The sequence below is a fragment of the Paenibacillus sp. 19GGS1-52 genome (assembly GCF_022369515.1).
Classification (GTDB): Bacteria; Bacillota; Bacilli; order Paenibacillales; family Paenibacillaceae; genus Paenibacillus_AQ.
Map to the genome: position 1 here is coordinate 4,307,155 of NZ_CP059724.1, position 26,280 is coordinate 4,333,434.

Below are 26,280 nucleotides of genomic sequence, written 5' to 3' on the forward strand. Positions count from 1 at the left end.
AACATGTTCTCTGAGATCAGACAACATGTCCAAGCCTTTATAATACCTGCCCCTAAAGTCTATGCACTAACCGAGCATCATTCGATCATCAGCCAACTTATGTCCGCTGATCGTTTCGAATTCGCCTAGCAGACGCTCTACGGTCAGATCTTTCTTGCGGGTTTCATCAATATCAAGCACAACAGTTCCTTTGTCCATCATAATTAAGCGGTTGCCCAGACGAATCGCCTGTTCCATATTATGCGTTACCATCAGCGTAGTCAGCTTCAATTCACGAACAATGGATTCAGTCAGCTTCGTGATCAGTTCTGCACGCGAAGGATCAAGGGCTGCGGTATGCTCATCCAGCAGGAGAATCTGCGGCTCTGTGAAGGTAGCCATCAGCAGGCTGAGCGCCTGTCTCTCCCCGCCGGACAACAATCCCACTTTAGCGCGCAGACGATTCTCAAGCCCGATACCCAAGCGGTTTAGTTGCTCACGGAACATCGTGCGTTTCGCTGCGGATACGCCAAAGGCAAACCCTCTATTCATGCCGCGCTTATAAGCCATCGCCAGGTTCTCTTCAATCGTCATATGTGGTGCTGTTCCTGCCATAGGGTCCTGAAAGACACGGCCAATCCAGCGGCTGCGTTGATATTCCGCCAAATGACTGATCGACTTGCCTTCAACGCGGACATCCCCGAGATCCGGCTTCATGACACCAGAAATAATATTCATTAGTGTCGATTTGCCAGCGCCATTGCTACCAATAATAGTGACGAAGTCACCGGAAAGAAGCTCCAGATCAATGCCGAGCAGTGCTATTTTCTCATCGGGTGTACCTGGATTAAATAGCTTGGAGACGTTATCGAGCTTTAACATCGACCGCACCTCCATTCTTCTTGATTAAAGCCAGTTCAGCCAATTCAGCTGTCCGCTTACGTCCCGAACTTCTCTGCTTGAAATAGCGCTGAATGGATGGGAATACAAGTGCGATTATAACGATAATAGCTGTTATAAGCTTTAGGTCTGAAGCCTGTAGCCACTCCACGCGTAAGGCCAGCGCTACCACGATCCGGTAAACGATAGAACCTAACACTACCGCCAAAGTAGCACGGAATACACTACCAGATCCGAACACGGCTTCGCCAATAATTACGGAGGCTAAACCGATTACAATCATCCCTACACCCATTGAGGCATCCGCAAATGTAGAATACTGAGCAATAAGTGCTCCCGAGAGCGCAACTAATCCATTGGACAAGCTGATACCCAAAATAGTCGTATTGTCCGTATTCACCCCAAAGCTGCGAATCATCCGCGCATTGTCACCTGTCGCCCGCAATGACAACCCGAGATCGGTACGCAGGAAAAGATCCATTAGCACCTTTACCGCTATCACTATAAATGGCATGACCAACAGTGGATTAACGGATGTGAAAAGCTGATTTTCACCCATTAGCGACACATTCGGTTTGTCCAAAATTCGCAAGTTAATAGAATAAAGTGCAATCATCATCAGAATCCCGGACAGCAATCCATTGATCTTGCCTTTAGTATGTAGCAGACCTGTACACATGCCAGCCGCCATTCCACCAGCGAGCGCGGCCAAAGTGGCCAACCATGGTGAATAACCGTGTGTAATCATTACCGCTGCAATTGCACCACCCGTTGTGAAGCTACCATCCACAGTCAAATCTGGAAAATCTAAAATCCGAAAAGTAATGTATACACCTAAAGCCATAAATGAATATAACAAGCCCATTTCAACTGCTCCAAGCAATGAATCTATCATAGGTGACTTCCTCCTTCAAGCGGCAAGGGGCGTCCTCTTAGGAATCGCCCCCTTATTTCCTGTCTTATTGAATAATATTGTTAGTTGGATCGGCAACTTCTGCCTTCATGGCGTCAGTCACTTCAATACCTTGCTCCGTTGCTGCTTTCAGGTTAAGAATAAGATCCAGCTTCTCTTGCATAGTTACTTTCAGATCTCCTGGGCTCTTGCCGTTCTTTAATACCTCAACCGCCATTTGTCCGACTTGGTAACCATGATCATAGTATTTGAAGCCGACGGTTGCAAAAGCGCCTTTCTCTACCGTATCACGGTCACTGGAGAAGAATGGGAGCTTGTTGGCATTTGCAGTTTGGATAATGGTATCCACACCACTTACCACCGTGTTATCCAGCGTGATATATAAAGCATCTACGCGTCCTACAAGAGATTCAGCTGCTTGTTTCACTTCTGAGGTATTCGTAATAGGAGCCTTCACAAGCTCAATACCATGCTTGTCGAGTGCAGCCTTGGCTAAATCCGCCATAACAACCGCATTGGCTTCACCTTCATTAATGACCAGGCCTAGCTTCTTTACATTAGGGAACTGGGTAGCAATGAAATCCATCAGTCGCGTAATCGCTGCTGGGTTCGTATCAGAAGCACCGGAGACGTTGCCGCCCGGATGTTCCAGATCAGTCACAATCTTAGCATCTAGCGGGTCCGTGACAGCAGCGAACAGAATTGGTGTCTTTTTATCCTCATTCTGCACAACAGCCTGGGCTGATGGAGTAGCGATAGCCAGAACCAAATCATTATCGTCAGCGGCAATCTTCTGGGCAATGGAAAGGTTGTTGGCTTGATCCGCCTGTGCATTCTCAAGATCTACTGTGAGGTTCTCTCCCTCAACAATACCTGCATCCTTCAAAGCGGCTAGGAAACCCTCACGAGTGGCATCCAGTGACGGATGTTCTACATATTGGGAAATCGCAATTTTGTAGGATTTGGTTTCTGTATTCGCAGCTGCAGTAGCTTCTGCCTTGTTGCCAGAGTTTGCAGTATTACCTGTGTTAACTGCTGTATTATTGTTATTGCCACAACCCGCTGCTACCAGCATCAAGCACATGCTTAAACCAACCCAAATATTTTTTCTTTTCATAAAAAAACCCCTTTTCGTTTACAGTATTAGCGCTTGTCTAGATGTGAGCAATGCAGCATTGGCGCTTTCATTTGGGAAAGCGTTAAAGCATAAGCTCACACGATGCTCACATAAACTTTAACAAATCTATTAAACTTATATTATATAAAGGTTGTTTATCCGTCAATCCTTTATAACCCCTCAACATATTACAATATCCGCACATTAACGATCCCAGCTATGAGAAACTCCTGTATTTTTTACATTTATTCCCTATTCCTGCTTTACATAAAAAAAGCCCCCCTGCACAAACTTTACTTAAAGTTTGAATTGGGAGCGTGTCCGATGCCAAAATATGAAATGAAGCTGTTAAGTATGGCTGCCTTGATACTAACTGTTGCACTGTCAAGTGCAGGCTGCAGCTATTCCAAACCCGCTCAGACCCCTAAAGTTAACTCAATAACTCCTACAGGAGCCCATGCATCAAGCTACTATGAGAAATCCCCAATCACCGACAGCCAAGGCAAGTATTGGATTCCGCTGAAACCAGCCGTAGCTTCTATAGGATACCGGATGAAAGATGATACCGCTAACGGGGGAAATGTTAAAGTAGGCTATAGCGATGTTATGTTCATGCTGCGCCCAGGCTCTAAACAAGTCACCTCTCTCGGCCAGAAGCTTACTCTGCCTGATTCTCCTGAACGCCGTAAGGGTGAAATCTATATTACACCGAGGGCACTATCCAAATTATTGCAAACCGAGGTCGGCTGGAACAAGAGCTCTGGCGAAATCAGTATTGTCACACCTTCGGACAAGGATACCGCATTGAAGATACAACAGACCGATGAGGCAAAACCATTTCACATTCAGAGCTTATCTTCCACAGATAGTCAGGAATTAGTTAGCTATGCGAAGAAATACCTTGGTGTACCCTACGATTTTGGCGCAGGACCTTACGAGGAGACTAAAAAGTTCGACTGTTCTTCCTTTACACAGCATGTGTATAAAAAGTTCGGTGTAGATTTGCCTCGCCTCGCCAAGGATCAGGACAATCTGGGCAGACGCGTTACCCGTAACGAACTTATAACGGGTGATCTAATATTTTTCACGGTGCCCGGCCGTTTCAAGAGTGACGCCATCCCGGGACATGTCGGCATTTACATTGGAAATGGACAGTTTATCCATACGTGGGGGGGCCCCGGAGTTCAGATCAGTGATCTGGACAGTGGCTATTGGAGCAACGTAATTCTGCATATGCAGCGTATTCTTTAGTGCTTAACCGCCTATTTTCCAAAAAGACTGATATTAATAGCCCCCTCCTACGGGGGCTTTATACTAATCCCACGCTTTTCCCTTGTCACTAGAGCGAATGTACAGCTTCACCAGTTCTACAATGACAACAATCCCCAGTGCCGCAGCGCAAACAATTCCCCATTGGACAAGGTTCAGATGCGATACACCAAACCAATTATTCAAGCCGGGAATTAGAATGACCAGAACCAGCATTAATCCGGAGATCAGCGAAGCCCACAGCATGTAACGGTTGCTGAACCAGCCGATCTGAAATAACGATTTGGTATTGGATCTAACGTTGAAGGCATGTGTGATTTGCAGTAGACCTAATGTGGCAAAAGCCATAGTTACCGCAACACCCTCACTGTAATGGGTATGTGCCCAGTTATACACGAATAGCGTAAGCGCCGCCTCGACAACTCCTTGGTAGATAATACCCGTTCCCACACCCCCAGCAAAAATACTGCTGCTGGACATACGCGGCTTCTTGGACATTAAGTCATCGCTCGCTTTTTCCAGTCCCAGCGCAAGAGCAGGCAGTGTATCGGTTACCAGATTAATCCAAAGGATATGTATCGGCTCCAGAATCCGCCAACCTATCATAGTAGCAATAAACAATGTCAGCACCTCTCCCAGATTGGCGGAGAGCAGAAACTGAATCGCTTTGCGGATATTGCTGTATACCTTGCGTCCTTCTTCAACGGCAACAACGATCGTAGTGAAGTTATCATCCGCCAGCACCATGTCTGATACTCCTTTGGCAACGTCAGTACCCGTGATCCCCATACCCACACCGATATCGGATGCCTTAAGGGCTGGCGCATCGTTCACACCGTCACCGGTCATAGCTACGATTTTGCCTTTTTGTTTCCACGCTTTGACAATACGCACTTTGTGCTGTGGTGACACGCGGGCATAAACCGAATAATGACTGACCTTCTCCGCAAAATCCTCTTCGCTGATTTGATCCAGCTCACGCCCTGTTAATACACTGCTATCATCCTCAATGATCCCTAGCCTTTTGGCTATAGCAGCCGCAGTATCACGATGATCACCAGTAATCATTACTGGTCTTATGCCTGCTTTGCGGCAGATAGCAACAGCAGCGCGAACCTCATCGCGCGGCGGGTCAATCATACCGATCAGACCGATGAATACCAACCCTGTCTCTGTTGTGTCCGGTGATGGATTCTCCACAAGCTGCTCATGTTCGCTATAGGCAAAGGCCAACACACGCAGGGCTTCGTCTGCAAGACCCTTGTTACTGCTGATAATACGCGCCGAATGCTCCTCTGTAAGGGGTATTACCTCTCCGTCCATATTGATATGAGTACATTTGGACAAGAGTACATCCGGTGCACCTTTGGTCAGCACTCGATAACGTCCGATTTTCACTTCATGAATCGTCGTCATCAGCTTGCGGTCTGAATCAAAGGGCACTTCTCTGCGACGCGGATACTTCTGCTCCTGCTCCCGCTTATCAAAGCCAATACTAAGTGCGTAATCCACAAGCGCTGTCTCCGTAGGATCGCCAATAATGGATTTACCACTTCGACTCTTCCCGCTTTCTTCAGCACCCTTTCCCTCTCCCACCTCAATACTGGAATCATTGCATAGCGTCATCGCTTGCAGCAATAATTCCCCTCCTGGCATGGTGGAGAGCGCATCAGTTGCCTCTACTGTTGCGCCGTTAATATGCAATTTCTCAACAGTCATCTTGTTTAGCGTCAAAGTACCTGTCTTATCCGAACATATAATTTCAGTGCTTCCTAATGTCTCCACTGCTGGAAGCTTGCGGATAATCGCTTTACGTTTAGCCATCCGCTGTACCCCGAGCGCCAGAATGATCGTCACAATAGCTGGCAGCCCTTCAGGAATTGCCGCCACGGCCAGTGAGATCGAAGTAAGCAGCATATCCAGCAGCTCTCGGCCCTCCAAAATGCCTACGGTAAAGATAATTACACATACGCCTAGTATGATATAGGTAAAATATTTACCGAGTTCATCCAGCTTCTTCTGCAGCGGTGTAACTTCGGATTCTTCCTCAGAAATGTAGCCAGCTATTTTACCAACTTCCGTTTCCATCCCTGTAGCTGTAACCACACCTACACCTCTGCCATAGGTCACACTGCTGCTCATATAAGCCATATTAGTCCGATCACCAAGGACAGTGTCACTTCCCTTAAGCACTCCGGCGTTCTTATCCGAGGGTAAGGATTCCCCCGTCAAAGCAGCCTCTTCCGTCTGCAGCGACGCTGTTTCGATAAGTCTTAGGTCAGCAGGAACAACATTTCCAGCTTCCAACAATACAATGTCACCTGGCACAAGCTCCTCACTTTTGATATCAGCAACCTGTCCTCCACGCCGAACTCTCGCTTGTGGAGAGGACATGCTTTTTAAAGCTTCAAGTGCTTGCTCTGCCTTATTCTCCTGCACAACTCCGAGCACTGCATTCAGAATGACTACCAACAGAATGATGATGGTATCCGTCCATTCACCAAGTACCCCTGACAATACTGCAGCAGCCAAAAGAATAAAGATCATAACGTTCTTGAATTGCTCAATAAACTTGGCCAGCAGAGATTTGGTTGTGGCTTCCTGCAGTATATTTCTCCCGTAGCGCTGCCGATGTTGCTCCACCTCGCCAGAGGATAAACCTCCTTCTGTAGTCTCCAACCGCTTTAGAACTTCTTCCTTACTCAGCGTATGGAAAACAATATCCTCTTGCCCCTTAGATGAATTTGCGTTCAAGCCTTCAGTCTCCTTCCGGTCGTCCTATTTGGTAAAACCTCTCATATGAGTCTTACCCAAAAAGGCCTCGGAGATTCGGATAAAATATGTGGATTTACCAAATATAGAATTTGGCAGTCATCTCCTGTGGCTAACATTTACTAGTAGGCAGTTTCCTCAACACGTCGAAAACCCTTAAATCTGCTGCCCTGATAAGAGAGCTCCCCTAAATCTCCCTCGACGATCAGACCAAAAACACGACTCTGAACCTGCAACTCCACACGCGAACCATTTTCCAGCTCAAACGTTACGTAATAACTGGTGCTAGCACCGGTATCTCCTGAACCTCCCCATACCTCCGTCCGCTTTGTGACTGCAGTACACCTAGCTATTACTAATGGACTTGCATTGTTGGACATCCACAAATTGACCATTCTAACAATGATGAAAATAAAGAAACCTACAATAATCAAGAAAAACAGCTTAAAAAATAGTGGCGTGCTACTCATAAAACTATCTGATCCGTTCAAGTTCATCACTCCCATCCAGAAAAAATTCATAAAAGTAACCTTCGCTACTAAAATACGCCTTCCTGCTGCTCTGGTTTCATTGTTCCAATTACTGCAAAGTCATAAAAAAAGGAATCGCTCCAATCGGAATGTCGTGTTGCTTCCATTCTGAGAGCGATTCCTTATAGGTGAAACAGTACTTTGGCAGCTAGCTTTAACGGAACATCCCCCACAACCGGATTAGATGGAAGGTATTGCTGGGATCAATCTTCTGGGCAATTATAAATTTCACAATTTGCTCTTCCTGAGCTGAGGTCAGCTTCTCGTTCAGCACTGACGACGAATTACGCACCAGTTTGCGTACAACCGCCGTGTCCTGCAGCTCTTGCTTCGAGACTCCATTAATCATCTTCTTGATGCGTTCCTTGGCAGGTGGATTCTTCATCTTTAATTTAATACGATCCACCAGTTGGGGGCTAATTCCGAATTGTTGATAACCACTCAAGCGCAGCACCTCCCGTCATATCCCAATCTTTCATAGTATATGTGCGTTGGACGCTGCATGTGCCTATTTAATCCATTAAATCCCCCTGAAAAATCTGCTCATTCTGCAAATAATTCCGCAGCGGAGCAAATTCAGGTGAAGTCCAGAAAGCAACGTCCCGAAGCAATTCGGCTACATCATCACGCGCCTGCTCCAATACTTCAAAGTCAGCGGTCATATCCGCTAGCCGGAACTCTGGCAGACCGCTCTGCTTCGTTCCGAAGAAATCACCGGGGCCGCGCAGCGCCAAATCCCGCCGTGAAATCTCAAAGCCATCATCCGTTTCCGTCATCGCGGTCATCCGCTCCCGCCCAATCTCTGATTTCGGATCCGCTACCAGCACACAATAAGAGGCATTCTGGCCTCTGCCTACTCGTCCTCGCAACTGGTGCAGCTGCGATAACCCGAAACGGTCCGCATCCATTATGATCATCAGCGTAGCGTTAGGAACATCGACACCTACCTCAACGACGGTAGTAGATATGAGCAGCTGCAGCTCATTACTATAGAATGCGCGCATTACTGCATCCTTCTCACTAGGTGTCATCCGACCGTGCAGCAGTCCTACCTTGTAGTTCGGAAAAGCCTGCCCCATCTGAATATGCAGATCAATCGCATTCTGTACATCCAGTTTCTCCGACTCCTCAATGAGCGGGCAGATGAGATAGGCCTGCCGCCCCTGATCGATCTCGCGGCTGATTAGTTTCAATACCCGTTCCATGAGATCATGTTTGACCCAATAGGTAGTGATCGGAATACGTCCTTTGGGTCGTTCCGATAACGTGGATACATCCATATCTCCAAAGACTGTAATCGCCAGTGTACGCGGAATTGGTGTCGCAGTCATTGTCAGCACATCCGGATTATAACCCTTGCGGCGCAGGACGCTGCGCTGGTTAACACCAAATCGATGCTGCTCATCTGTAACCACAACGCCAAGTCCACGGAAGAAGACATCCTCCTGAATCAGAGCATGTGTACCAATAACAACATCAAGCATCCCCATTTGCAGCGCTGCTAACAAGTCCTTGCGTTTGCGGCCATTCACACTGCCTGTCAACAATCCTACAGTGACGCCAAAGGGTTCAAACATCTTCGTTAACGAGCGTAGATGCTGCTCAGCCAATATCTCAGTGGGCACCATAAATGCTCCCTGATTTCCCGATTTAACGGTCGCAAAGAGAGCGATGGCAGCCAGCACTGTTTTGCCTGAACCTACATCTCCTTGCAGCAGACGGTTCATGCAATAAGGAGAACGCATATCATGCAGAATTTCCAGTTCCACATGCTTTTGGGCATCTGTAAGCTCAAACGGCAAGCTTCGTACGAACTGGCGAACGGTTGTATTATCTACTGTATGCACCACACCGTCCATTCTACCGCGATTAAGCACCCGAAATGACTGTACCTTGAGCTGGAACAGGAACAGCTCCTCATAGACCATCCTGCGCCTTCCCTGTTGACCCTCCCGAGTATCCTCCGGCTGATGAATGGTAGCAATGGCCCGTTTGCGGGGCATAAAGTCATATTTTCGCATAATCGAATGCGGCAAGATCTCCGGAATCATATCTCCGAACTGCTGAAGTCCCTGATTAATGATCTTTCTGATCCACGACTGGGTAATTTTTCCCCCAATTGAATAGACCGGCTGCAGCGTGCCTGTCTTCCCTTCTCCACGGTCCGGAAACTCATAATCTGTCACGGTGATTTGCGTGCGCTTCTGATCCCATTTGCCTGTGAGCACAATTTCCCGACCTACGGTCAGTTGCTCGCGCACATAATGACGATTAAACCAGGTTGCAGTGAACATCCAGGGCTCTGCTATCATTTTGCAACTTAGCCGTGACTTGCCACCAAAACGCTGCAGCACAGGAATACCGATAACTTTAGCTTCCAGCGTCACTTTGTCTCCATGCTTAATCTCACTAAGTGAGCGAGGGCGGTAATCTTCATATCGAAAAGGATAATACTCCAGCAAATCCTTTACTGTAAAGACGCCAAAGGCGTGAAGCTCGCCTAGCTTTTGAGCACTCACGCCAGTTATTGTTTTTACTTCAATTGTATCTATTGTCGATGTCATGTTTATCCCTCATTATGCGGGCCAAATGAATACGGCTAATGTACCGTTACCTACATGGCTACCTACAACAGGGCCAACGTTGGTCAGCACTTTCTCTTCCAATGTGAAGTGTCCGGCAAGCTCATTCAGGAACTCCTCACCGGAAGCCGGTTCAGCCGTATGACCCACGGCCACGTTGATTTTGTCCACGCCCTGCAATTCGCTCTTGAACAGCTCGATCATGCGTGCGACTGCCTTCTTACGGCCTCTAACCTTTTCAACGGCATAGATAATGCCTTCTGCATCAATCGAAAGAATCGGCTTAATATTAAGCAAAGTGCCCAAGAACGCAGACGCTTTGCCAATTCTCCCGCCTTTTTGCAAATATTCAAGTGTATCCACCAGAAAATAAAGCTTGCGTGACTGGCGCAGACGTTCTACAGACTCCAGTATTTCCTGCGGTCCCTTACCTTCAGCTGACAATCGGGCGGCTTGCACCACCATGAAGCCAAAGCCATAGGAAGCGGATAAGGAATCAACAACCGTTATTCCTTCCCCTGCCTCCTCCAGCATCGATTTAGCCAGTACGGCCGATTGATAGGTTCCGCTAAGTCCAGAAGAAATATGAAAAGACAGAATGGAACACTCTGGATTCTGCTCCAGGATGTTTCGGTACACATCCATATATTCAATCGGTGACGGTTGGGATGTGGTTGGCAGCTGCGGTGAGCGGGGAAGACGCTCATAGAATTGCTCCGGTGTCATATCCAGATTATCCCGGAAAGCCTCTTCGCCGAACATTAATGTCAGCGGTACGACCTTTATTCCGTACGCTTCCACCATGGCTAGCGGGATATCTGAAGTGCTATCGGTGACGATAATGGTACGATTCATGGAATTCCTCCCCAAATTAGAATTAAGCCAACCTCAGAATGAGAAGATTATGTGTTTATGCTAACTAATTCTTCGATGCCACACTAAGGCTCCACTGAGAAGAGATAATAATACAGCGGTTGGCCACCTTCATGCACCTCTACCTCTACCTCAGGATAAGTCTCCTGAAGCCACTCGCTCAATGAATCAGTGATCTTTGCATCTGCTTCAGCTCCAAGTAGAATCGTGACAATCTCATCACCATTCTCCAGCATGTTGGACAGCAGTGCCTGACTGGCTGCCAGCAGATCATCAGCAGCAGCAACAATCTTGGAATTGGAAATTCCAATAAACTGTCCGGCTTTGATCTTCAATTCTTCAATGCTAGTGTCTCGAACAGCATGGGTCACCTGACCAGACTTCACTTGTGCGATGGCCTCCAGCATGTTACCTGAATTAGTGTCTACAGAATCTTCCTCCTGGAAGGCAAAAGCGGCGGCAATTCCTTGTGGAATGCTCTTACTTGGGATTACGGTGATATCCCGTTCGCCTTCCAGCAGTTCTTTAGCTTGCTGTGCTGCCAGTACAATATTAGAGTTATTGGGCAAAATGTAAACATGCGTAGCAGAAATCGAAGAGATCGCATTCACGAAATCCTCAGTGCTAGGATTCATGGTCTGACCCCCTGCAAGTACTACATCTACACCCAGACTTTTGAAAATGTCGGCAATCCCTGATCCAGAGGACACCGCGATGAAGCCATAGGGCGCCAAATCATCTGCAGGTGGCTCAGCTGGAGACTGTATGCTGCTAATCTCTTTAGGAATATCTGCAAATACATCCGGCATGGGAGCAATATCCATCCCTGCTGACAGCAGGTCCCGATGCTGCTCACGCATATTAAGAATGTGAATCTGTGTAATCTCCCCATATTGCAAGGCCAAATTAAGTACCTCACCTGGAGCCGTAGAATGCACATGCACTTTAATCGTGTCGTCATCCGAAATGACAATAATTGAATCGCCATTTACTGATAACGCTTTCCTAAAAAGTTCATCATTAAAATTGGCTTTAGCGTTTCCACCAAGCTGACGGTTAATAAAAAATTCCATATCATATAAAAATTCGATGTCTTCCGTAGACAGTTGTGATTGGGCGGAAGACTGGACGGAGGATAATACGTGATCAGGTTTAGTTAGCACAGTTGTTGGGGCAATAATAGGTACCGGAGCTTGTCCGGGTGCAGATGCAGGCACAGACGCACCGAAACTTCCGCTCAGCAAATGCTGGTGAAAACCTTCATAGATATAGACCAAGCCTTGACCGCCGGAGTCCACAACGCCGACTTGCTTCAATATAGGCAAAAGCTCTGGTGTATTGGCTAATGCTTCCTTGGCTTTGGCTAATACCTCTGTCATCAGCTCCGTAACATCACTAGTACGCCGTGCGTAATATACAGCATGTCTCGCAGCTTCCTTAGCTACTGTAAGAATAGTACCTTCCACCGGTTTAACAACTGCCTTGTAAGCAGTCTCCACTCCGGTTTGCAGGGCTGCGGCAAACTGTTGCGTGTTCAGTTCATCATATTGTGCAGAATAGCGACTGAGGCCTCTGAACAGCTGTGACAAAATAACTCCAGAGTTTCCCCGCGCACCCATTAACAGGCCCTTTGAGAGCACGCCTGCACATTGGCCAATAGAGGCAGTATTATTCTTCTTCAATTCGTTCGCGCCTGCAGTCATCGTCAAATTCATATTTGTTCCCGTATCTCCATCTGGAACCGGAAAAACGTTCAGGGAATTGACGTGCTCTGCATGCTGCTGCAGGATCTCCGCTCCAGCCAAAACCATTGCGGTGAAATCTGCTCCGTTTATTGAACGCTTACTCAATGAGAATTCCCCTTCCTAACTTCATGCCTAATCAATTCTATGATTAACTGGACATAATACACTAATTTATATTGTACTATAAGACTCTAAAGAAATAAATGTTTTTGAAGCAGTTGACTTAGCAATTTTTGCTGTGATATTATATTAAAGTATTGTTTTATGCGAGTGTAAGTAACAAGGAGGTGTAATCTATGTCCCGCACATGTACTATTACTGGCAAGAAACCGGGTAGCGGCAACAACGTGTCACACGCAAACAACCGTAACCGTCGCACTTGGGGAGTTAACGTTCAAAAAGTCCGTATCCTCGTGAACGGTAAACCGAAACGCGTATACGTCAGCACCCGTGCTTTGAAATCCGGTAAAGTTGAACGCGTTTAGACCGAGCGATATCTCATATTAAGCAAAAAGCACCCTTTACATTTGTAAGGTGCTTTTTTTCATGTCTTTTTTTCTTTTACAATCTCAGCTTTTCTGAAATGTGTTCAAAATCGCTTTAACAAAACCTCCCAAAAATCTTGGCAGCTTAAACGTGTAAAATTTCATGTTTTACCCTCCCATCAATTCATGCCGTACGGTAGGAGACTTTCTTCTATTTCACTGTCCAAACGTACTGCAGACCTCTCTTATAATACTTTCTTATATTTCAAAAAAAGGCTACATGAGATTTCTGCTCATGTAACCATGTTTATGCGTTAAGGACTTGGCCTATACCTTTAGTCTGCGAAGCAGCCTGTTAATGAACCGCTGCATTTGCTGCCGTACGTATAGCTAAAATAGCTGCGGCACGATCGCTCCGCCCAAAAACAGCATTCCCGGCTACAAGTACATCTGCACCAGCCTCAGCAACTAAAGGTGCGGTTGCTTCAGTTACTCCGCCATCCACTTCAATTCGCAAGCCAGGATTCACTTCGTTCGCCCACTGGCGAATTTGACGGATTTTGCGCAGCATGTTCGGAATAAATGCCTGTCCGCCGAATCCAGGATTCACAGTCATTACCAGCACCATATCTACATCCTCCAGCACCTCACGCACAGCAGAAGCCGGAGTTCCGGGATTAATGGCTACACCGACCATAATTCCAAGCTCCTTGATCTGATGGACTACACGGTGCAAATGAACACAAGCTTCGGCATGAACTGTAATCACTCCTGCTCCAGCCGCTGCAAAATCGGCAACATAACGCTCCGGTGCTTCAATCATCAGATGAACGTCTAGTGGTAAAGAAGTATGAGCCGATACAGCTTTGACAATAGCTGGACCCAGCGTGATATTCGGGACAAACTGTCCATCCATAACATCAACATGTATCCAGTCTGCGCCACTAGCTTCCGCTTCTGCCACTTCTGCGCCTAAAGCTGCAAAATCCGCCGACAATAAGGATGGAGCAATTAAAATCATGGATTTAGTACCTCCGCTTCTTATCTTTCATTTCAGTATAGAAAAGCTGGTAATGATCATAACGGCTTTGGGCGATCTTACCTTGTTCCAAAGCTTCAATCACACGGCAATCCGGTTCATGCAGATGGCTGCAGCCACGGAATTTACAATTCTCTGCAAGGGGGACAAACTCACGAAAACAAGTGGAAAGCTCTTCTACCCCAAGCTCCAGAAAATCAAGCTGGCTAAAACCGGGGGTATCTGCTACAAATCCACCCTCTCCAATGTCCATCAGCTCGACATGGCGGGTAGTATGACGGCCACGGCCAAGACGCAAGCTTATCTCCCCCGTCTCCAGCTTTAGTCCCGGTACAATCCGGTTCAGCAAGGTTGACTTGCCCACACCGGATTGCCCGGCAAAAACACTGATACCTTGGGTTAGACGCTTGCGAAGCTCCTCGCTGCCCGCACCCGTTAGTGAGCTAGTTACCATGACTTCATAGCCAATACGCTCATACAGTTCTTTGACATACAAGGTTGCTTCCCCATTATCTTGGGCTAAATCCTGTTTCGTTAGAACTATCAGTGTATTTAATCCTGAGTGCTCAATATGAACAAGGAACTTATCCAATAAATTCAGATTCATATCCGGTTCACGAACAGAGAACAACAGTACGGCCAGCTTGACATTAGCTACAGGTGGCCGGACCAGTTCGGATTCTCTCGGGTGAAGCTCATCGACCATGCCTTCTCCATTCTCAGTCAGACAATAGACAACATGATCGCCAACAAGTGGGGTTGAACCATTTTTCCTGAATATCCCCCTTGCCCTGCATGTAATAGCCTCTTCCTGTGTCGCTATCAATCCCTCACGGAGCGGTTTAACGTAATAATATCCGCTTAAAGCCTTAACTATTATTCCTTCAGGCATACATAATGAGCCGTCCTTTCCTGATTTTACGAAAATAACCCAAGTATAATCACCCGGGTTACCTCGCTGTGGCAGCAACTACTATTACTTCTGGTCATTCAATCTCCAGATTTGCTGCCACTTTACTCTTTAGCTTTATCCTTAATCTTACTTAGCTTTTTTATGCTTTGAATTACCTGTTAAAAATCCCGTCTGATCCGCAGCTCCATTAACAGGAGCATCTCCATTAGTAGCACCTGGGTCAGGCAATATTTCCGGTTCAATTGTCGGATCTGCAGAAGCTGGTGCTTCAGAAGGCGTCACCGTTGGTTCGGGAGTCGCTTCCACTGGAGGCTCTGGCAGCTGTACCGTGCCATTCTTAGCATCCACATAAGAAACAGGATAAGTCTCAAAGAACACACCATCACGATAGATTGATACTACTCCATCTTTATTGGGTGCCAGAACAAGATCAACAGACAACACTTGGCTCTTTCCAATCGTGCGTGTTCCCCACTCCTGATTCTCGCCATCATTACGTGCGTCAGCAAATACAATCCTGATTTTGGTCTTCTTTCCTTTCTCGGAAGGCGCTACAGGCACATTAAAAGTATAATTCAAAGCTTCCGGAGGGTATCCTGTACTTAAATAAATGGTGATCGCCGTTTCTGGAGGAACCGCCGCACCCTTCTCATATGCCCATTGTTTTGTTACCTTGCCTTTTTCAATCGAGAAGCTTGGTTCTTCTTTGACATCTCCAAGTACAAGATTGTTGTCTTCCAGCTTCGCCTTGGCCTCTGCTTCGGTCAGTCCGGTGAGATCCGGCATAGTAATGCTTTCTTCACCTTTGCTGATATACAGCACGATTGATGCCGTGTCAGGATCGAATTCATTGGTTGCCATTGGATCTGAGCTAATAACCTGTCCGGACGGCGTTGCCTTGTCATAGCGTTCATCGGATGTAATCCGGCTCTGGGCTACGCCTTGATCCATCAGTACTTTAACTGCATCATCAAAAGTTTTTCCTGACAAATCTTGCATTTTCAACAAAGGTTTCGCCGTACTTACTGTGAGCACGAGGTCAGTTCCCTCTTTGACCATCGTATCTTTACTTTTACTTTGTTTTGAGACCATATTCTCCGCAAAATTTGGGTTATACTCATAGATTACCGGATCCGCCACAGCTAAACCTACTTCGGTAAGCTTAGCTGTCGCGTCCTCCAATGACAGGTTAACTACATAGGGCACGGCTACTTCTTTTACTACAAGCTTGGAATTAACATACCAAACGACGCTAGCCATGGCCAGCAGAAGCAACAAGGTAAGGCCAATCCACAATGCAGGGCGTCCCCATTTTTTCTTACCTGTCGGAACCGGATTCCGCTCTTCCTCTTGCCTCATCCGATCCTCGCCCCCATTGCGGTTACCATTGCTTTTTCTAATGGGCTTGATGGCCGGAATAGCCCGCGTCCGATCCTCGTCATCTTCATCGTGGAAGATCAACTTAGCTTCACTTCTCCGCTCAGGGAGCAGACAGGTTTCGAGATCCTGCAACATTGCCTTAGCAGAGGAGTAGCGCTCCTCTGGATTCTTGCGCATCGATCTCATAATAATATTCTCGACACTTTGTGGGATCAATGGATTGATCAGTCTCGGCTCCTCAAAATCCTCTTGTAGATGCTTTAAAGCCACGCTGATCGGACTTTCGCCTATAAAAGGCAGGCTTGCAGTAAGCATCTGATAGAGCACTATTCCCAATGAATACAAGTCGGACTTTTCTCCTGTTGTGACTCCCTTGGCATGCTCTGGCGAGAAATAATGTACTGAACCGATAACTGATCCCGTCTGCGTTATTGTTGTTGAAGTGACTGCCCGGGCAATCCCGAAATCTGTAACCTTAACCCGGCCATTTCGACCAATCATTATGTTATGAGGCTTAATATCACGGTGAATAATCTGATTCTGATGGGCATGATCAAGTGCATCGCAGATTTGCGAAGCAATCCGTACAGACTCGTCTACTTGCAGCGGAGCACGTTCTTTAATAATTTCGTTCAGATTCTTACCTTCTACATACTCCATAACGATATAATGGATTTCATCTTCCTGTCCTACATCATAAATGCTAACCACATTTGGATGGGACAAGGATGCGGCAGATTGCGCCTCCCGCCGAAATCGACGGATAAATTCCTCATCATGCACAAACTGGCTGCGCAATACTTTTATGGCGACGTTTCGGTTTAACAGGATGTCATGGGCTCTATAGACTAGCGCCATGCCACCTCCGCCGATCCGTTCGATGACTTGGTAACGGCCTCCCAACTCGTGACCGATCATCTATCCAACTCCTTTGCTTCGGGCGCAGCGGCCTCTCCATGATGTTCTAACATAGCGACGGTTATATTATCTCCGCCGCCGGCAAGTAATGCCAGCTGTAGTAAGCGATCCGCTCTTTCCTCAAGCGATATTTCATATATTCCGGCAACCTTGCCTAGATGTTCAGTGCTGACTAAATTGCTTAACCCGTCACTGCACATAAGCAGAACTTCTCCTGCTTCCAAGCTTACAGGCAACAGATCGGCAGAGACTTTAGCATCCGTACCCAATGCTCTTGTCAGAACATTGCGCCGTGGATGACTATCAAGCTCCTCCAAGCTGATCTGGCCGTTCTTGAACAGCTCATTGACCAGCGTATGATCCTCGGTTAACTGAATGGCCACACTGTCCTTTATCTTGTAAGCTCTGCTGTCTCCGATATGGCCTATGTATCCATGGGAACCCTTTATCAGAGCAACTACGACGGTCGTACCCATATTATGATACTTTTCGTCGCTGGAAGCTTTCTTATAAACAGTGTCATTTGCTTCCAGTATGGCGGCGGATAATGCAGTACTCAGTTCCTCGTCCGGCAGATCAGGTTGTAACCCGTCGAGGCTATTCCTTATCGTATCCAAAGCGAGCGAGCTTGCGGTTTCACCCGCCAAATGTCCGCCCATTCCATCGGCAATAATGCCGAGTGTGTAACCGTGACGCGTAGCACCGATCCAGACCGAATCCTCATTGACGGAACGGACCCGACCAATATCGCTGGCATGAACTGTTCTGATCAAATATCCTCACCCCAACTCCATATGTTTGGCGCGCAGCTGTCCACATGCGGCCGCTATGTCATGGCCTTGCTCACGACGTATAGTAACATTTATGCCATGATCGGACAGAATACGTTGAAACTCAAAGATATCATTGCGTGAAGTACGTACATATTTGCGTTCCGGCACATGATTTACCGGAATCAGGTTGACGTGGCATAACATTGTTTTTAGCACGCCAGCCAGCTCTTCCGCATGCTCTGGCTGGTCATTGATACCACCGATCAGAGCGTACTCAAAGCTGACGCGTCGACCTGTCTTGGCCTGATAATAGCGTAATGACTCAATCACATCATCAAACGGGAAGCGTCGGTTAACCGGCATCAGTTTCGAACGAAGCGCATCGTTAGGAGCATGAATCGAAATCGCCAGATTAATCTGTGTATCCTCATCAGCGAATTTATAGATATTGGGTACGATTCCGCTTGTTGAGACAGTAATGTGACGTTGTCCAATATTAAGACCTTTTTCGTGGATCATGAGACGCAGAAATCTCATTGTGGCGTCATAATTCTCGAATGGCTCGCCAGTACCCATAATGACTATGCTGCTGACACGTTCGCCGCGTGTATCCAAAATTTGCTGAGAACGAACAACCTGAGCAACAATCTCACCCGCCGTTAAATCCCGCTTCAACCCACCAAGAGTAGATGCGCAGAAGGTACAGCCGACTCGGCAGCCGACCTGTGTCGTTACACAAACGCTGTTGCCATAATTATGTTTCATAATAACTGTCTCAATCGCATGATCATCATGCAGACCGAACAGGAATTTCACTGTACCATCCTTTGATTCCAGCTTCGTAATCTCTGTCAATGCCAGAATCGAAAACTGTTCACTCAGCTTCTCACGCAGCGATTTGGACAAATTACTCATAGACTCGAATTCCGTTACACGCTTCACATACAGCCAGTCAAAGATTTGTCCGCCGCGAAAAGCAGGTTCTCCATTGTCCTTCGCCCACTGCTGTAACTCTTCCAAAGAGAAATCATATATTAAAGGTTTCATTATTATTAGCACCTATTCTTTCATAAGGATATGCATATTATTTCTCATTCTTCCTATTTTAACACAAATTTCAGAGACGGTAAAAGAAAAAGCCCGCCGCACCGGAGTCCAGTGGACGGGGAAGACCAGAAAAGGTTGTGAATTTGCTAGATTAGGTGTTCCGCTGAAGCCGAGCAATATAAAACCCATCACTACCGTAATGCTGTGGCAAAAGCTGAAGACCTTCTCCTGCAGCAAGAGCAGTTCCCTCCAGCCTCTCCCATAAAGGTGAAGCAAAGGTTACTGAAGCGAAGTTAGGATTCTGCTTCAGGAAGGCTGCAACAATTTCCTTGTTCTCTGCTTGTTCTGTTGTACAGGTACTATAGACCAGCACACCTCCCGGCTTCAACAGCTTGGAGACCGATTGCAATAGTTCTCCCTGCAGCTTGGCTACGCTAGCCACATCCTCCGGCTGCTTACGCCATTTGAGATCGGGCTTGCGGCGGATTACACCAAGACCAGAACAAGGCGCATCAAGCAAGACTCTGTCAAAAGATTCAGGTTCGAGGGTTTGTTCCAGCTCCAACGCATCAACGCTCCCAGTTACAATACATGCTAATCCAAGACGCTGAGCTTGGTCAGAGACCAGCTTGGCCTTATGAAGATGCAAATCATTAGCATAGATGTAACCCTCATCTTTCATCAGCTCACCCATGTGTGCACTCTTGCCACCCGGAGCGGCGCAGCAGTCAAGCACTCTCATGCCCGGCTCCGGAGCTACAGCCTCCGCCACAAGCATGGAGCTCTCATCCTGAATGGATAGATAGCCGTCACGATACCAGGAGGAAAGTGCCAGATTGCCGCCACCTTTGACGACAATACCAAACGGGGTAACCTTAGATGGTGCAGCTTGCAGACCTTGTTCAACCATTTGATGGAGCAGAGAATCGCGACTGATCATCGTAGTGTTCACACGTACACTGACTGCAGGCGGCTCATTGTTGGCAGCGCAGATAGCTTCGGCAGTATCAGCACCATACTCGGCAATCCAGCGCTGCACCATCCAGAGCGGATGGGAATGCAGAATGGCAATACGCTCATCGACGCGAAGATGTTCAGACAGCTTAGGTAATTCTCCAGCACGGAGAACACTGCGAAGAACGCCGTTGACCATACCGGATATACCTTGATGTCCGCGTTTCTTGGATATATTCACAGCCTCGTTAACGGCAGCATGAGAAGGGATACGATCCAGATACATAATTTGGTATAAACTGAGACGCAGCAGGTTGCGTACCCATGGCTGCAGCTTAGCGATTCCTTTACTAACGAAATCTCCAAGCACATAATCAAGCGTATACGTCCGAGAGATTGTACCATAGACGAGTTCGGTTACCAATCCGATATCCTCTCGGCTTAAACTTGATTTTTGCAGACTGCTGTTCAGCAGCAAATTGCTGTATGCTCCCTGCTGCTCCACTCTGACGAGAATATCAAGTGCAACTTCCCGAGCTGAGCCGGCCGAGGATTTCTTAGGGTTTCCGGTCTGATTCCCACGCACACCGCTGCCTCCGGTGACGTTATTACCCGCGGTCATATTAACACCGTGCCAGGCTTCATTGCGGCACCACGGCTGAAATCAGCAGCGCTCATGACTTTTTTGCCTGCTGGCTGTACCGATGTCAGCAGTATGCTACCGTCTCCGGTCTTCACCTCTACGCCCTGCTCGTTTATAGACAATACCGTTCCAGGTTCTTTATGGTTCCCATTCTTTCCTTGCACAGCAACTTTAGCGGCCCAAACCTTGAATGTCTCTCCGTTCCAGAGCGTGAACGCACCCGAGAAGGGGACCAAGCCACGAACGCGATTATACGTATCCAGCGATCTTGCGTTCCAATCTATCCGTTCATCCTCACGGCTCAGGTTCGGCGCGTAGGTCGCTTCGCTGTCGTCCTGTGGAGTTGCTGAGCGTCGTCCAGCCGCCAATCGTGGCATTTCAGCCTTCAGCAGATCCCGTCCAGCCAGACTCAGCTTACCGAAAAGGATGCCGGAAGTATCCTCATCCTCAACCGGTACAACTACACGAGAGATCATGTCTCCGGTGTCCAGTCCTTCAGCCATATACATTAGGGTTACACCCGTTTCCTTCTCACCATTTATAATGCAGCGTTGAATCGGCGCACCGCCCCGGTATTTGGGCAAGAGCGAACCGTGAACATTCACACAGCCGTTGCGAGGTAAATCCAGTACCGCTTTGGGCAAAATCTGTCCGTAAGCTGCTGTAACAATTAAATCCGGCGCATAGGTGGCTAGCTCAGCTACTGCCTCAGGACGGCGCATCCGCTCTGGCTGAATCACAGGCAATCCCAGTGACATTGCTGCTTCTTTGACCGGTGAAGGAACCAGGTTCTTCTTTCTGCCCTGCGGACGATCGGGCTGGGTAACTACGGCCACAACTTCATAACCCTCATCAATCAGCATCTGCAAGCAGGGTACTGCAAAGGCAGGTGTGCCCATGAATACAATCTTCATTTCCTTCACTCCTCAGATTCATCACGCTCAGCCGTATACTCGTATACTTTCTCGGCAATATCGGTAAACAAAACTCCGTTAAGATGGTCGATCTCATGTTGAAAAGCCCGTGCCAGCAGACCGCTGCCGGTAATCGTTATTTCCTCGCCTTCCCGGTTCAATCCACGTACAGTTACTGTCTCTGCACGGCGCACATCACCGTTAAGGCCTGGAATGCTTAAGCAACCTTCCGCACCTAACTGCTCGCCTTCCATACTGATGATTTCTGGATTGATCATTTGAATCAGTCCATGCTCATCATCCGCATCAATTACGATAAGTCTTTTCAAAATGCCGACCTGTGGCGCAGCAAGACCAACGCCTTCAGCATCGTACATAGTATCTCTCATATCGTTGAGTAATTTTTTTACATTTGGTGTAAGTACCTGTACTTCTTTCGCTCTCTTGTGCAACACTTCATCCGGTTCTTTAACGATCATCCTAATCGCCATCTCTGTTAACACCTTCCCTATCTAAACATTTCTTAATAGTAACACATCTATTTCTTACATTAACATCTGTGGATCAACATCAATGCTTATCTGTAAATCTTTATCACGCACCGAATCCTCAAGTGCCTCAGCGACTTCACGAGCAAGTCCTATAGCATTTATAGCACCGCGCCACTTGATTATACACTGGAATCTGTATCGACCCTTCAGACGTGGCATAGGCGAAGCAACGGGGCCCAACAAATCTAAGGCATCTGTAGACAGCTTGTCCAGACTGCCATACCAGCGCAATTGTCTGGCTTTACCCTGAATATTCAGAGCATAGTTCTCAGCCATGCGCAGCAGAACCGGAAGCTGTTCGTGCGATAAAGTGACAAGGATCAGTCTGCAGTAAGGTGGATAATGCAACCCTTTGCGGTGCTGCAGCTCTTCCCTTACAAAGGAGCTATAATCATGAGTACTGGCATGAATGATTGAATAATGCTCTGGGGTGTAAGACTGAACTACCACTTCTCCGGGAAGCTGATGTCGGCCCGCTCTTCCCGCTACTTGAGTCAGCAGTTGGAACGTCTTCTCTGCAGCGCGAAAATCAGGTAAATTCAACGCTGAATCCGCTGTAATCACGCCGACAAGCGTAACATCAGGAAAATCCAAACCCTTCGCAACCATCTGTGTACCTAGCAATACATCTGCTTTCTTATCTCTAAACAAGTTTAACAGTTTCTCATGGGAACCTTTTTCTGTAGTGGTATCCACATCCATACGAATAACTCGCATGCCAGGAAACAGCTTCCCAAGCTCTTCTTCTACCCGCTGCGTCCCCGTTCCAAAAAAACGGATATGCTCGCTGGCGCATTCTGGACAGACCTTCGGTGCAGGTTCGGCGTGACCACAATAATGGCAGCGCAGGTTGTCACTACGGCTGTGATACGTAAGCGAAATGTCGCATTCCGGACAACCCGCCACATAACCACAGCTCCGGCACATCACAAAGGTGGAGAATCCTCTGCGGTTAAGGAGCAGAACCGTCTGTTCCTTACGTTCCAGTCTTTCAAGCAATGCGGCATGCAGCCTACGGCTGAACATCGAACGATTACCTTCTTTGAGCTCATCACGCATATCTACAACATGCACCTTTGGCAGTTCATTGCCAAGCGCTCGACTAGGCATTTCCAGGAGTACTGGGGAGAAATGAATATCACTTTGCGCTCTGGCTGCGTGATAACTCTCCAGCGAAGGAGTGGCAGAACCTAGAATTACCGCCGCCCCACCTTGCTCCGCTCTGCGAACAGCGACATCGCGGGCATGATATTTGGGATTCTCCTCCTGTTTATAGGAGCTTTCATGCTCTTCATCTACAATAATCAGGCCAAGATTGGCAAAAGGGGCAAATACCGCCGAGCGGGCGCCAACAGCAACCATAGCTTTGCCTTCACGTATTTTGCGCCACTCATCATATCGCTCCCCGACAGACAATCGGCTGTGCATGACTGCCACACCGCTGCCAAAACGACCTTTAAATCGTTCCACCATCTGCGGTGTAAGCGCAATTTCAGGGACAAGTACAACCGCCTGCCTGCCTTGATTCACACAGCGCTGAATACACTGCAAATAGATTTCTGTCTTCCCGCTTCCCGTCACACCATGCAGCAAGAACACTTCATGACTCTGCTCATCTACCGTGCGCGCAATGCGCGCATATACTGCTTCCTGTTCTACAGTCAAAGGCAATGGCAAACTTGGCTTGAAATTACGGCCGCGGTAAGGATCACGGTACACTTCAACCTCATTGATCTCTACGCAGCCCTTTTCCTCCAGTGCTTTAACGGTACCGGCTGATATTTGCAACACAGCCAGAACTTCTTTAAGGGGCAACGGAAGCATGGCTTCCATTTCTATCAAGAATGTTAATAATTCCTTTTGCCGTGCGGATCTACCCGGGAAACTCCCCAACATTTCACGTGCCGAAGCAACGTCAATAGCCAATTCAACTGTCTTCAGCTTCTTCTTGCCCATTTTGTCCTTGATCGATTGGCTTTCCACAAGGACTCCACGCCGCAGCATAAACTTCACAGTCTCGGCAGCCTCCGGGAAATTACGGGTAAGCTGCTTCATCGAAACCTCACCGTTTCGTCTAACGAAATCAGTAATCCCTTGTTCCTCAGGGTCCGTGTCGGAAAACATCGGGAATAATTCATCCTCAGGAGCACTTGCTTCTTCACCAACATCTCCTAGTGAGATTAGACGCTCAGCCTTGCCCTTAAGAGCCGTAGGCAGCATGGCCTGCAATGCTGAAATACGTCGGCAAGCATATCGCTGACTCATCCAATCAGCCAGTTCTATAAGCTCCGGGGATAGCGGTGGAAGCAAATCCAACACCTCTTGAATGGCTTTCAAACCAGGAATAGTACCATGATCTCCTGATTCCAGAGAAACAACAAACCCCTGCACCGTGCGGTGTCCAAATGGAACCGCCACTCGACTGCCTACTTCAATCCACAGTTTCAGAGATTCTGGAATAAGATAATCATAAGGCCGGTCAGTGCTTCGCACAGGAACATCAACAATGACCTTGGCAATATCCATTATAAAGTTACTCCAGAAATACATTCAGCTGCCAGCGTAAGCAACCGCCGTGCCACCTCATCCTTCGATTGTAAAGGAAGATCAAGTACTAAACCGTTCACATCATATATAGATACGATATTGGTATCCGTTCCGAATCCGGCCCCCGCAATTGCTACATCATTAGCTACGATCAGATCACAGTTCTTACGAACCAGCTTGTCTCTGGCATAAACTTCTGCGTTGCCTGTCTCCGCAGCAAAACCAATCAAAAATTGCTTTTGCTTAGTCTTACCCAGTGTTTCCAATATATCTGTAGTTTTTATAAGCTCCAGGGTCATGGTTTCTCCGCTTTTTTTGATCTTTAATGCAGAGCTTTGTTTAGGGCGATAATCCGATACAGCAGCTGCACTAATCAGAATATCGCAGTCATCCCATACGGCAGTGACAGCCTCATACATATCTTGAGCAGATTGAACGCGTACTACTTGAAGATCAGGCTCTTGCGGAGGTGCTTCGTCCGTTCGGGCGGCGATTAAGACTACCTCAGCCCCCATTGCCCGTGCGGCGCGCGCCAATGCAAAACCCATTTTACCAGAGGAATCATTGGAAATATAGCGGACAGGATCAATTCGTTCGACTGTTCCGCCAGCTGTGATGACGACTTTTTTGCCCGCTAGGGGTCCGGAAGCTGCACTCTTCTGAAGTGCAAAAAAAGTCTCAATGCAACTTACGATGGTTTCCGGCTCCTCCAGCCGTCCTTTGCCTACATAACCACAGGCTAGCAAACCTTCGCCAGGCTCTATGAAATGTACCCCGCGACTGGAAAGAATGTTCATATTATTCAGCACCGCAGGATGCTGGTACATATGAACATTCATCGCTGGAGCAACCATCACTGGCGATGTAGCAGCAAGAAGCATAGTAGACAGCATATCATCAGCAATACCATGGGCCATTTTGGCAATGATGTTTGCGGTAGCCGGTGCTATTAGTACAAGATCTGCTGAATCGGCTAAATCAATATGTGAAATGGAGGACGGGTCTCGTTCCTGAAAAGTATCACTATATACACGCTGCTTAGACAAGGACTGCAATGTGAGTTCTGTAATAAACTGTTTTGCCGATGCAGTCATAATGACATGAACCTCGGCTCCCTTTTGCACAAGCTTGCTAGTCAAAGAAGCCGCCTTATAGGCAGCTATCCCACCAGTAATACCTAGTACAATGGTTTTACCTTTCAAGCTCTTCAATCTGATCTCCCCCCGTTTCCTAACCTAACCATAAATGATGTGGTAAGAATATTTTGTATATTTCAAGCAGGAAGAAACGGCTTCGCCGTCCTTTTATGGACGGTGTCCGTTTCTTCGAGAAATATAAGGATAATTTATTTTGTGAAACATATAAATTCTTATATTTAAAAAAATAACAACCTTCCGGTTGTCAGGAACAGCCCGGTCCGGGCTATCATCACTAAG

22 protein-coding genes are annotated in these 26,280 nt (G+C 47.4%); 2 read left to right on the forward strand and 20 right to left on the reverse strand.

Annotated features, from left to right (window positions below; translation table 11 throughout):
* Nucleotides 1-66 precede the first annotated feature (66 nt).
* The 3 genes from H1230_RS20120 to H1230_RS20130 form a co-directional block, all read right to left on the reverse strand.
* Nucleotides 67-861, reverse strand: coding sequence for an ABC transporter ATP-binding protein (locus H1230_RS20120; protein ID WP_239711687.1), 795 nt, complete (start codon nucleotides 859-861; stop codon nucleotides 67-69).
* Complete coding sequence (locus H1230_RS20125) at nucleotides 845-1,774, reverse strand: ABC transporter permease (RefSeq protein WP_239711688.1); 930 nt, start codon at nucleotides 1,772-1,774, stop codon at nucleotides 845-847. Before H1230_RS20125 ends, H1230_RS20120 begins: the two co-directional genes overlap by 17 nt.
* A 64-nt stretch (nucleotides 1,775-1,838) precedes the next feature.
* Nucleotides 1,839-2,909, reverse strand: a complete 1,071-nt coding sequence (locus H1230_RS20130; protein WP_239711689.1) for an ABC transporter substrate-binding protein — start codon at nucleotides 2,907-2,909, stop codon at nucleotides 1,839-1,841.
* A 324-nt stretch (nucleotides 2,910-3,233) separates the two neighbouring features.
* On the opposite strand from H1230_RS20130, the gene H1230_RS20135 reads away from it, so the two are divergent.
* On the forward strand, nucleotides 3,234-4,160 hold the full coding sequence (locus tag H1230_RS20135) for a C40 family peptidase (protein WP_239711690.1): 927 nt from the start codon (nucleotides 3,234-3,236) through the stop codon (nucleotides 4,158-4,160).
* A gap of 63 nt (nucleotides 4,161-4,223) precedes the next feature.
* On the opposite strand, the gene H1230_RS20140 is transcribed toward H1230_RS20135, so the two are convergent.
* From H1230_RS20140 to H1230_RS20165, 6 genes are all read right to left on the reverse strand, one after another.
* On the reverse strand, nucleotides 4,224-6,932 hold the full coding sequence (locus H1230_RS20140; protein ID WP_239711691.1) for a calcium-translocating P-type ATPase, SERCA-type: 2,709 nt from the start codon (nucleotides 6,930-6,932) through the stop codon (nucleotides 4,224-4,226).
* A gap of 140 nt (nucleotides 6,933-7,072) precedes the next feature.
* Nucleotides 7,073-7,441: a DUF2500 domain-containing protein gene (locus tag H1230_RS20145; RefSeq protein ID WP_239711692.1), complete on the reverse strand. Its 369-nt coding sequence runs from the start codon at nucleotides 7,439-7,441 to the stop codon at nucleotides 7,073-7,075.
* 193 nt (nucleotides 7,442-7,634) lie between these two features.
* Nucleotides 7,635-7,925: a stage VI sporulation protein F gene (locus H1230_RS20150; protein ID WP_154117483.1), complete on the reverse strand. Its 291-nt coding sequence runs from the start codon at nucleotides 7,923-7,925 to the stop codon at nucleotides 7,635-7,637.
* Nucleotides 7,926-7,992: 67 nt separating this feature from the next.
* Nucleotides 7,993-10,044, reverse strand: a complete 2,052-nt coding sequence (gene recG, locus H1230_RS20155; RefSeq protein ID WP_239711693.1) for an ATP-dependent DNA helicase RecG — start codon at nucleotides 10,042-10,044, stop codon at nucleotides 7,993-7,995.
* A gap of 12 nt (nucleotides 10,045-10,056) precedes the next feature.
* Nucleotides 10,057-10,917, reverse strand: a complete 861-nt coding sequence (locus H1230_RS20160) for a DegV family protein (protein ID WP_239711694.1) — start codon at nucleotides 10,915-10,917, stop codon at nucleotides 10,057-10,059.
* Nucleotides 10,918-11,000: 83 nt separating this feature from the next.
* On the reverse strand, nucleotides 11,001-12,785 hold the full coding sequence (locus H1230_RS20165; RefSeq protein WP_239711695.1) for a DAK2 domain-containing protein: 1,785 nt from the start codon (nucleotides 12,783-12,785) through the stop codon (nucleotides 11,001-11,003).
* A gap of 191 nt (nucleotides 12,786-12,976) precedes the next feature.
* On the opposite strand from H1230_RS20165, the gene rpmB reads away from it, so the two are divergent.
* Entirely contained in the window at nucleotides 12,977-13,165 is a 189-nt protein-coding gene (rpmB, locus tag H1230_RS20170; protein WP_154117487.1) for a 50S ribosomal protein L28, read from the forward strand.
* An 84-nt stretch (nucleotides 13,166-13,249) separates the two neighbouring features.
* On the opposite strand, the gene spoVM is transcribed toward rpmB, so the two are convergent.
* From spoVM to coaBC, 11 genes are all read right to left on the reverse strand, one after another.
* Nucleotides 13,250-13,330: a stage V sporulation protein SpoVM gene (gene spoVM, locus H1230_RS20175; RefSeq protein WP_020431362.1), complete on the reverse strand. Its 81-nt coding sequence runs from the start codon at nucleotides 13,328-13,330 to the stop codon at nucleotides 13,250-13,252.
* A gap of 190 nt (nucleotides 13,331-13,520) precedes the next feature.
* Nucleotides 13,521-14,186 (reverse strand): ribulose-phosphate 3-epimerase, encoded by a 666-nt coding sequence (gene rpe, locus H1230_RS20180; protein ID WP_239711696.1) that lies wholly within the window; start codon nucleotides 14,184-14,186, stop codon nucleotides 13,521-13,523.
* Nucleotides 14,187-14,190: 4 nt separating this feature from the next.
* Complete coding sequence (rsgA, locus tag H1230_RS20185; RefSeq protein WP_239711697.1) at nucleotides 14,191-15,096, reverse strand: ribosome small subunit-dependent GTPase A; 906 nt, start codon at nucleotides 15,094-15,096, stop codon at nucleotides 14,191-14,193.
* 147 nt (nucleotides 15,097-15,243) lie between these two features.
* Nucleotides 15,244-17,415 carry a Stk1 family PASTA domain-containing Ser/Thr kinase gene (pknB, locus tag H1230_RS20190; RefSeq protein WP_239711698.1) on the reverse strand — a complete coding sequence of 724 codons (2,172 nt, stop codon included), beginning with the start codon at nucleotides 17,413-17,415 and terminating at the stop codon, nucleotides 15,244-15,246.
* On the reverse strand, nucleotides 17,412-18,188 hold the full coding sequence (locus H1230_RS20195; protein WP_239711699.1) for a Stp1/IreP family PP2C-type Ser/Thr phosphatase: 777 nt from the start codon (nucleotides 18,186-18,188) through the stop codon (nucleotides 17,412-17,414). The genes pknB and H1230_RS20195 overlap by 4 nt, the downstream gene beginning before the upstream one ends.
* Before the next feature lie 6 nt (nucleotides 18,189-18,194).
* A complete protein-coding gene (gene rlmN, locus H1230_RS20200; protein WP_239711700.1) occupies nucleotides 18,195-19,235 on the reverse strand; it encodes a dual-specificity RNA methyltransferase RlmN in 1,041 nt (346 codons plus the stop codon).
* A gap of 151 nt (nucleotides 19,236-19,386) precedes the next feature.
* Nucleotides 19,387-20,811: a 16S rRNA (cytosine(967)-C(5))-methyltransferase RsmB gene (rsmB, locus tag H1230_RS20205; RefSeq protein ID WP_239711701.1), complete on the reverse strand. Its 1,425-nt coding sequence runs from the start codon at nucleotides 20,809-20,811 to the stop codon at nucleotides 19,387-19,389.
* Entirely contained in the window at nucleotides 20,808-21,746 is a 939-nt protein-coding gene (fmt, locus tag H1230_RS20210) for a methionyl-tRNA formyltransferase (RefSeq protein ID WP_239711702.1), read from the reverse strand. Before fmt ends, rsmB begins: the two co-directional genes overlap by 4 nt.
* Nucleotides 21,747-21,751: 5 nt before the next feature.
* Nucleotides 21,752-22,237, reverse strand: coding sequence for a peptide deformylase (def, locus tag H1230_RS20215; RefSeq protein ID WP_239711703.1), 486 nt, complete (start codon nucleotides 22,235-22,237; stop codon nucleotides 21,752-21,754).
* Between the two features lie 54 nt (nucleotides 22,238-22,291).
* Nucleotides 22,292-24,823 (reverse strand): primosomal protein N', encoded by a 2,532-nt coding sequence (gene priA, locus H1230_RS20220; protein ID WP_239711704.1) that lies wholly within the window; start codon nucleotides 24,821-24,823, stop codon nucleotides 22,292-22,294.
* Nucleotides 24,823-26,055, reverse strand: coding sequence for a bifunctional phosphopantothenoylcysteine decarboxylase/phosphopantothenate--cysteine ligase CoaBC (gene coaBC, locus H1230_RS20225; protein WP_239711705.1), 1,233 nt, complete (start codon nucleotides 26,053-26,055; stop codon nucleotides 24,823-24,825). Before coaBC ends, priA begins: the two co-directional genes overlap by 1 nt.
* Nucleotides 26,056-26,280 lie beyond the last annotated feature (225 nt).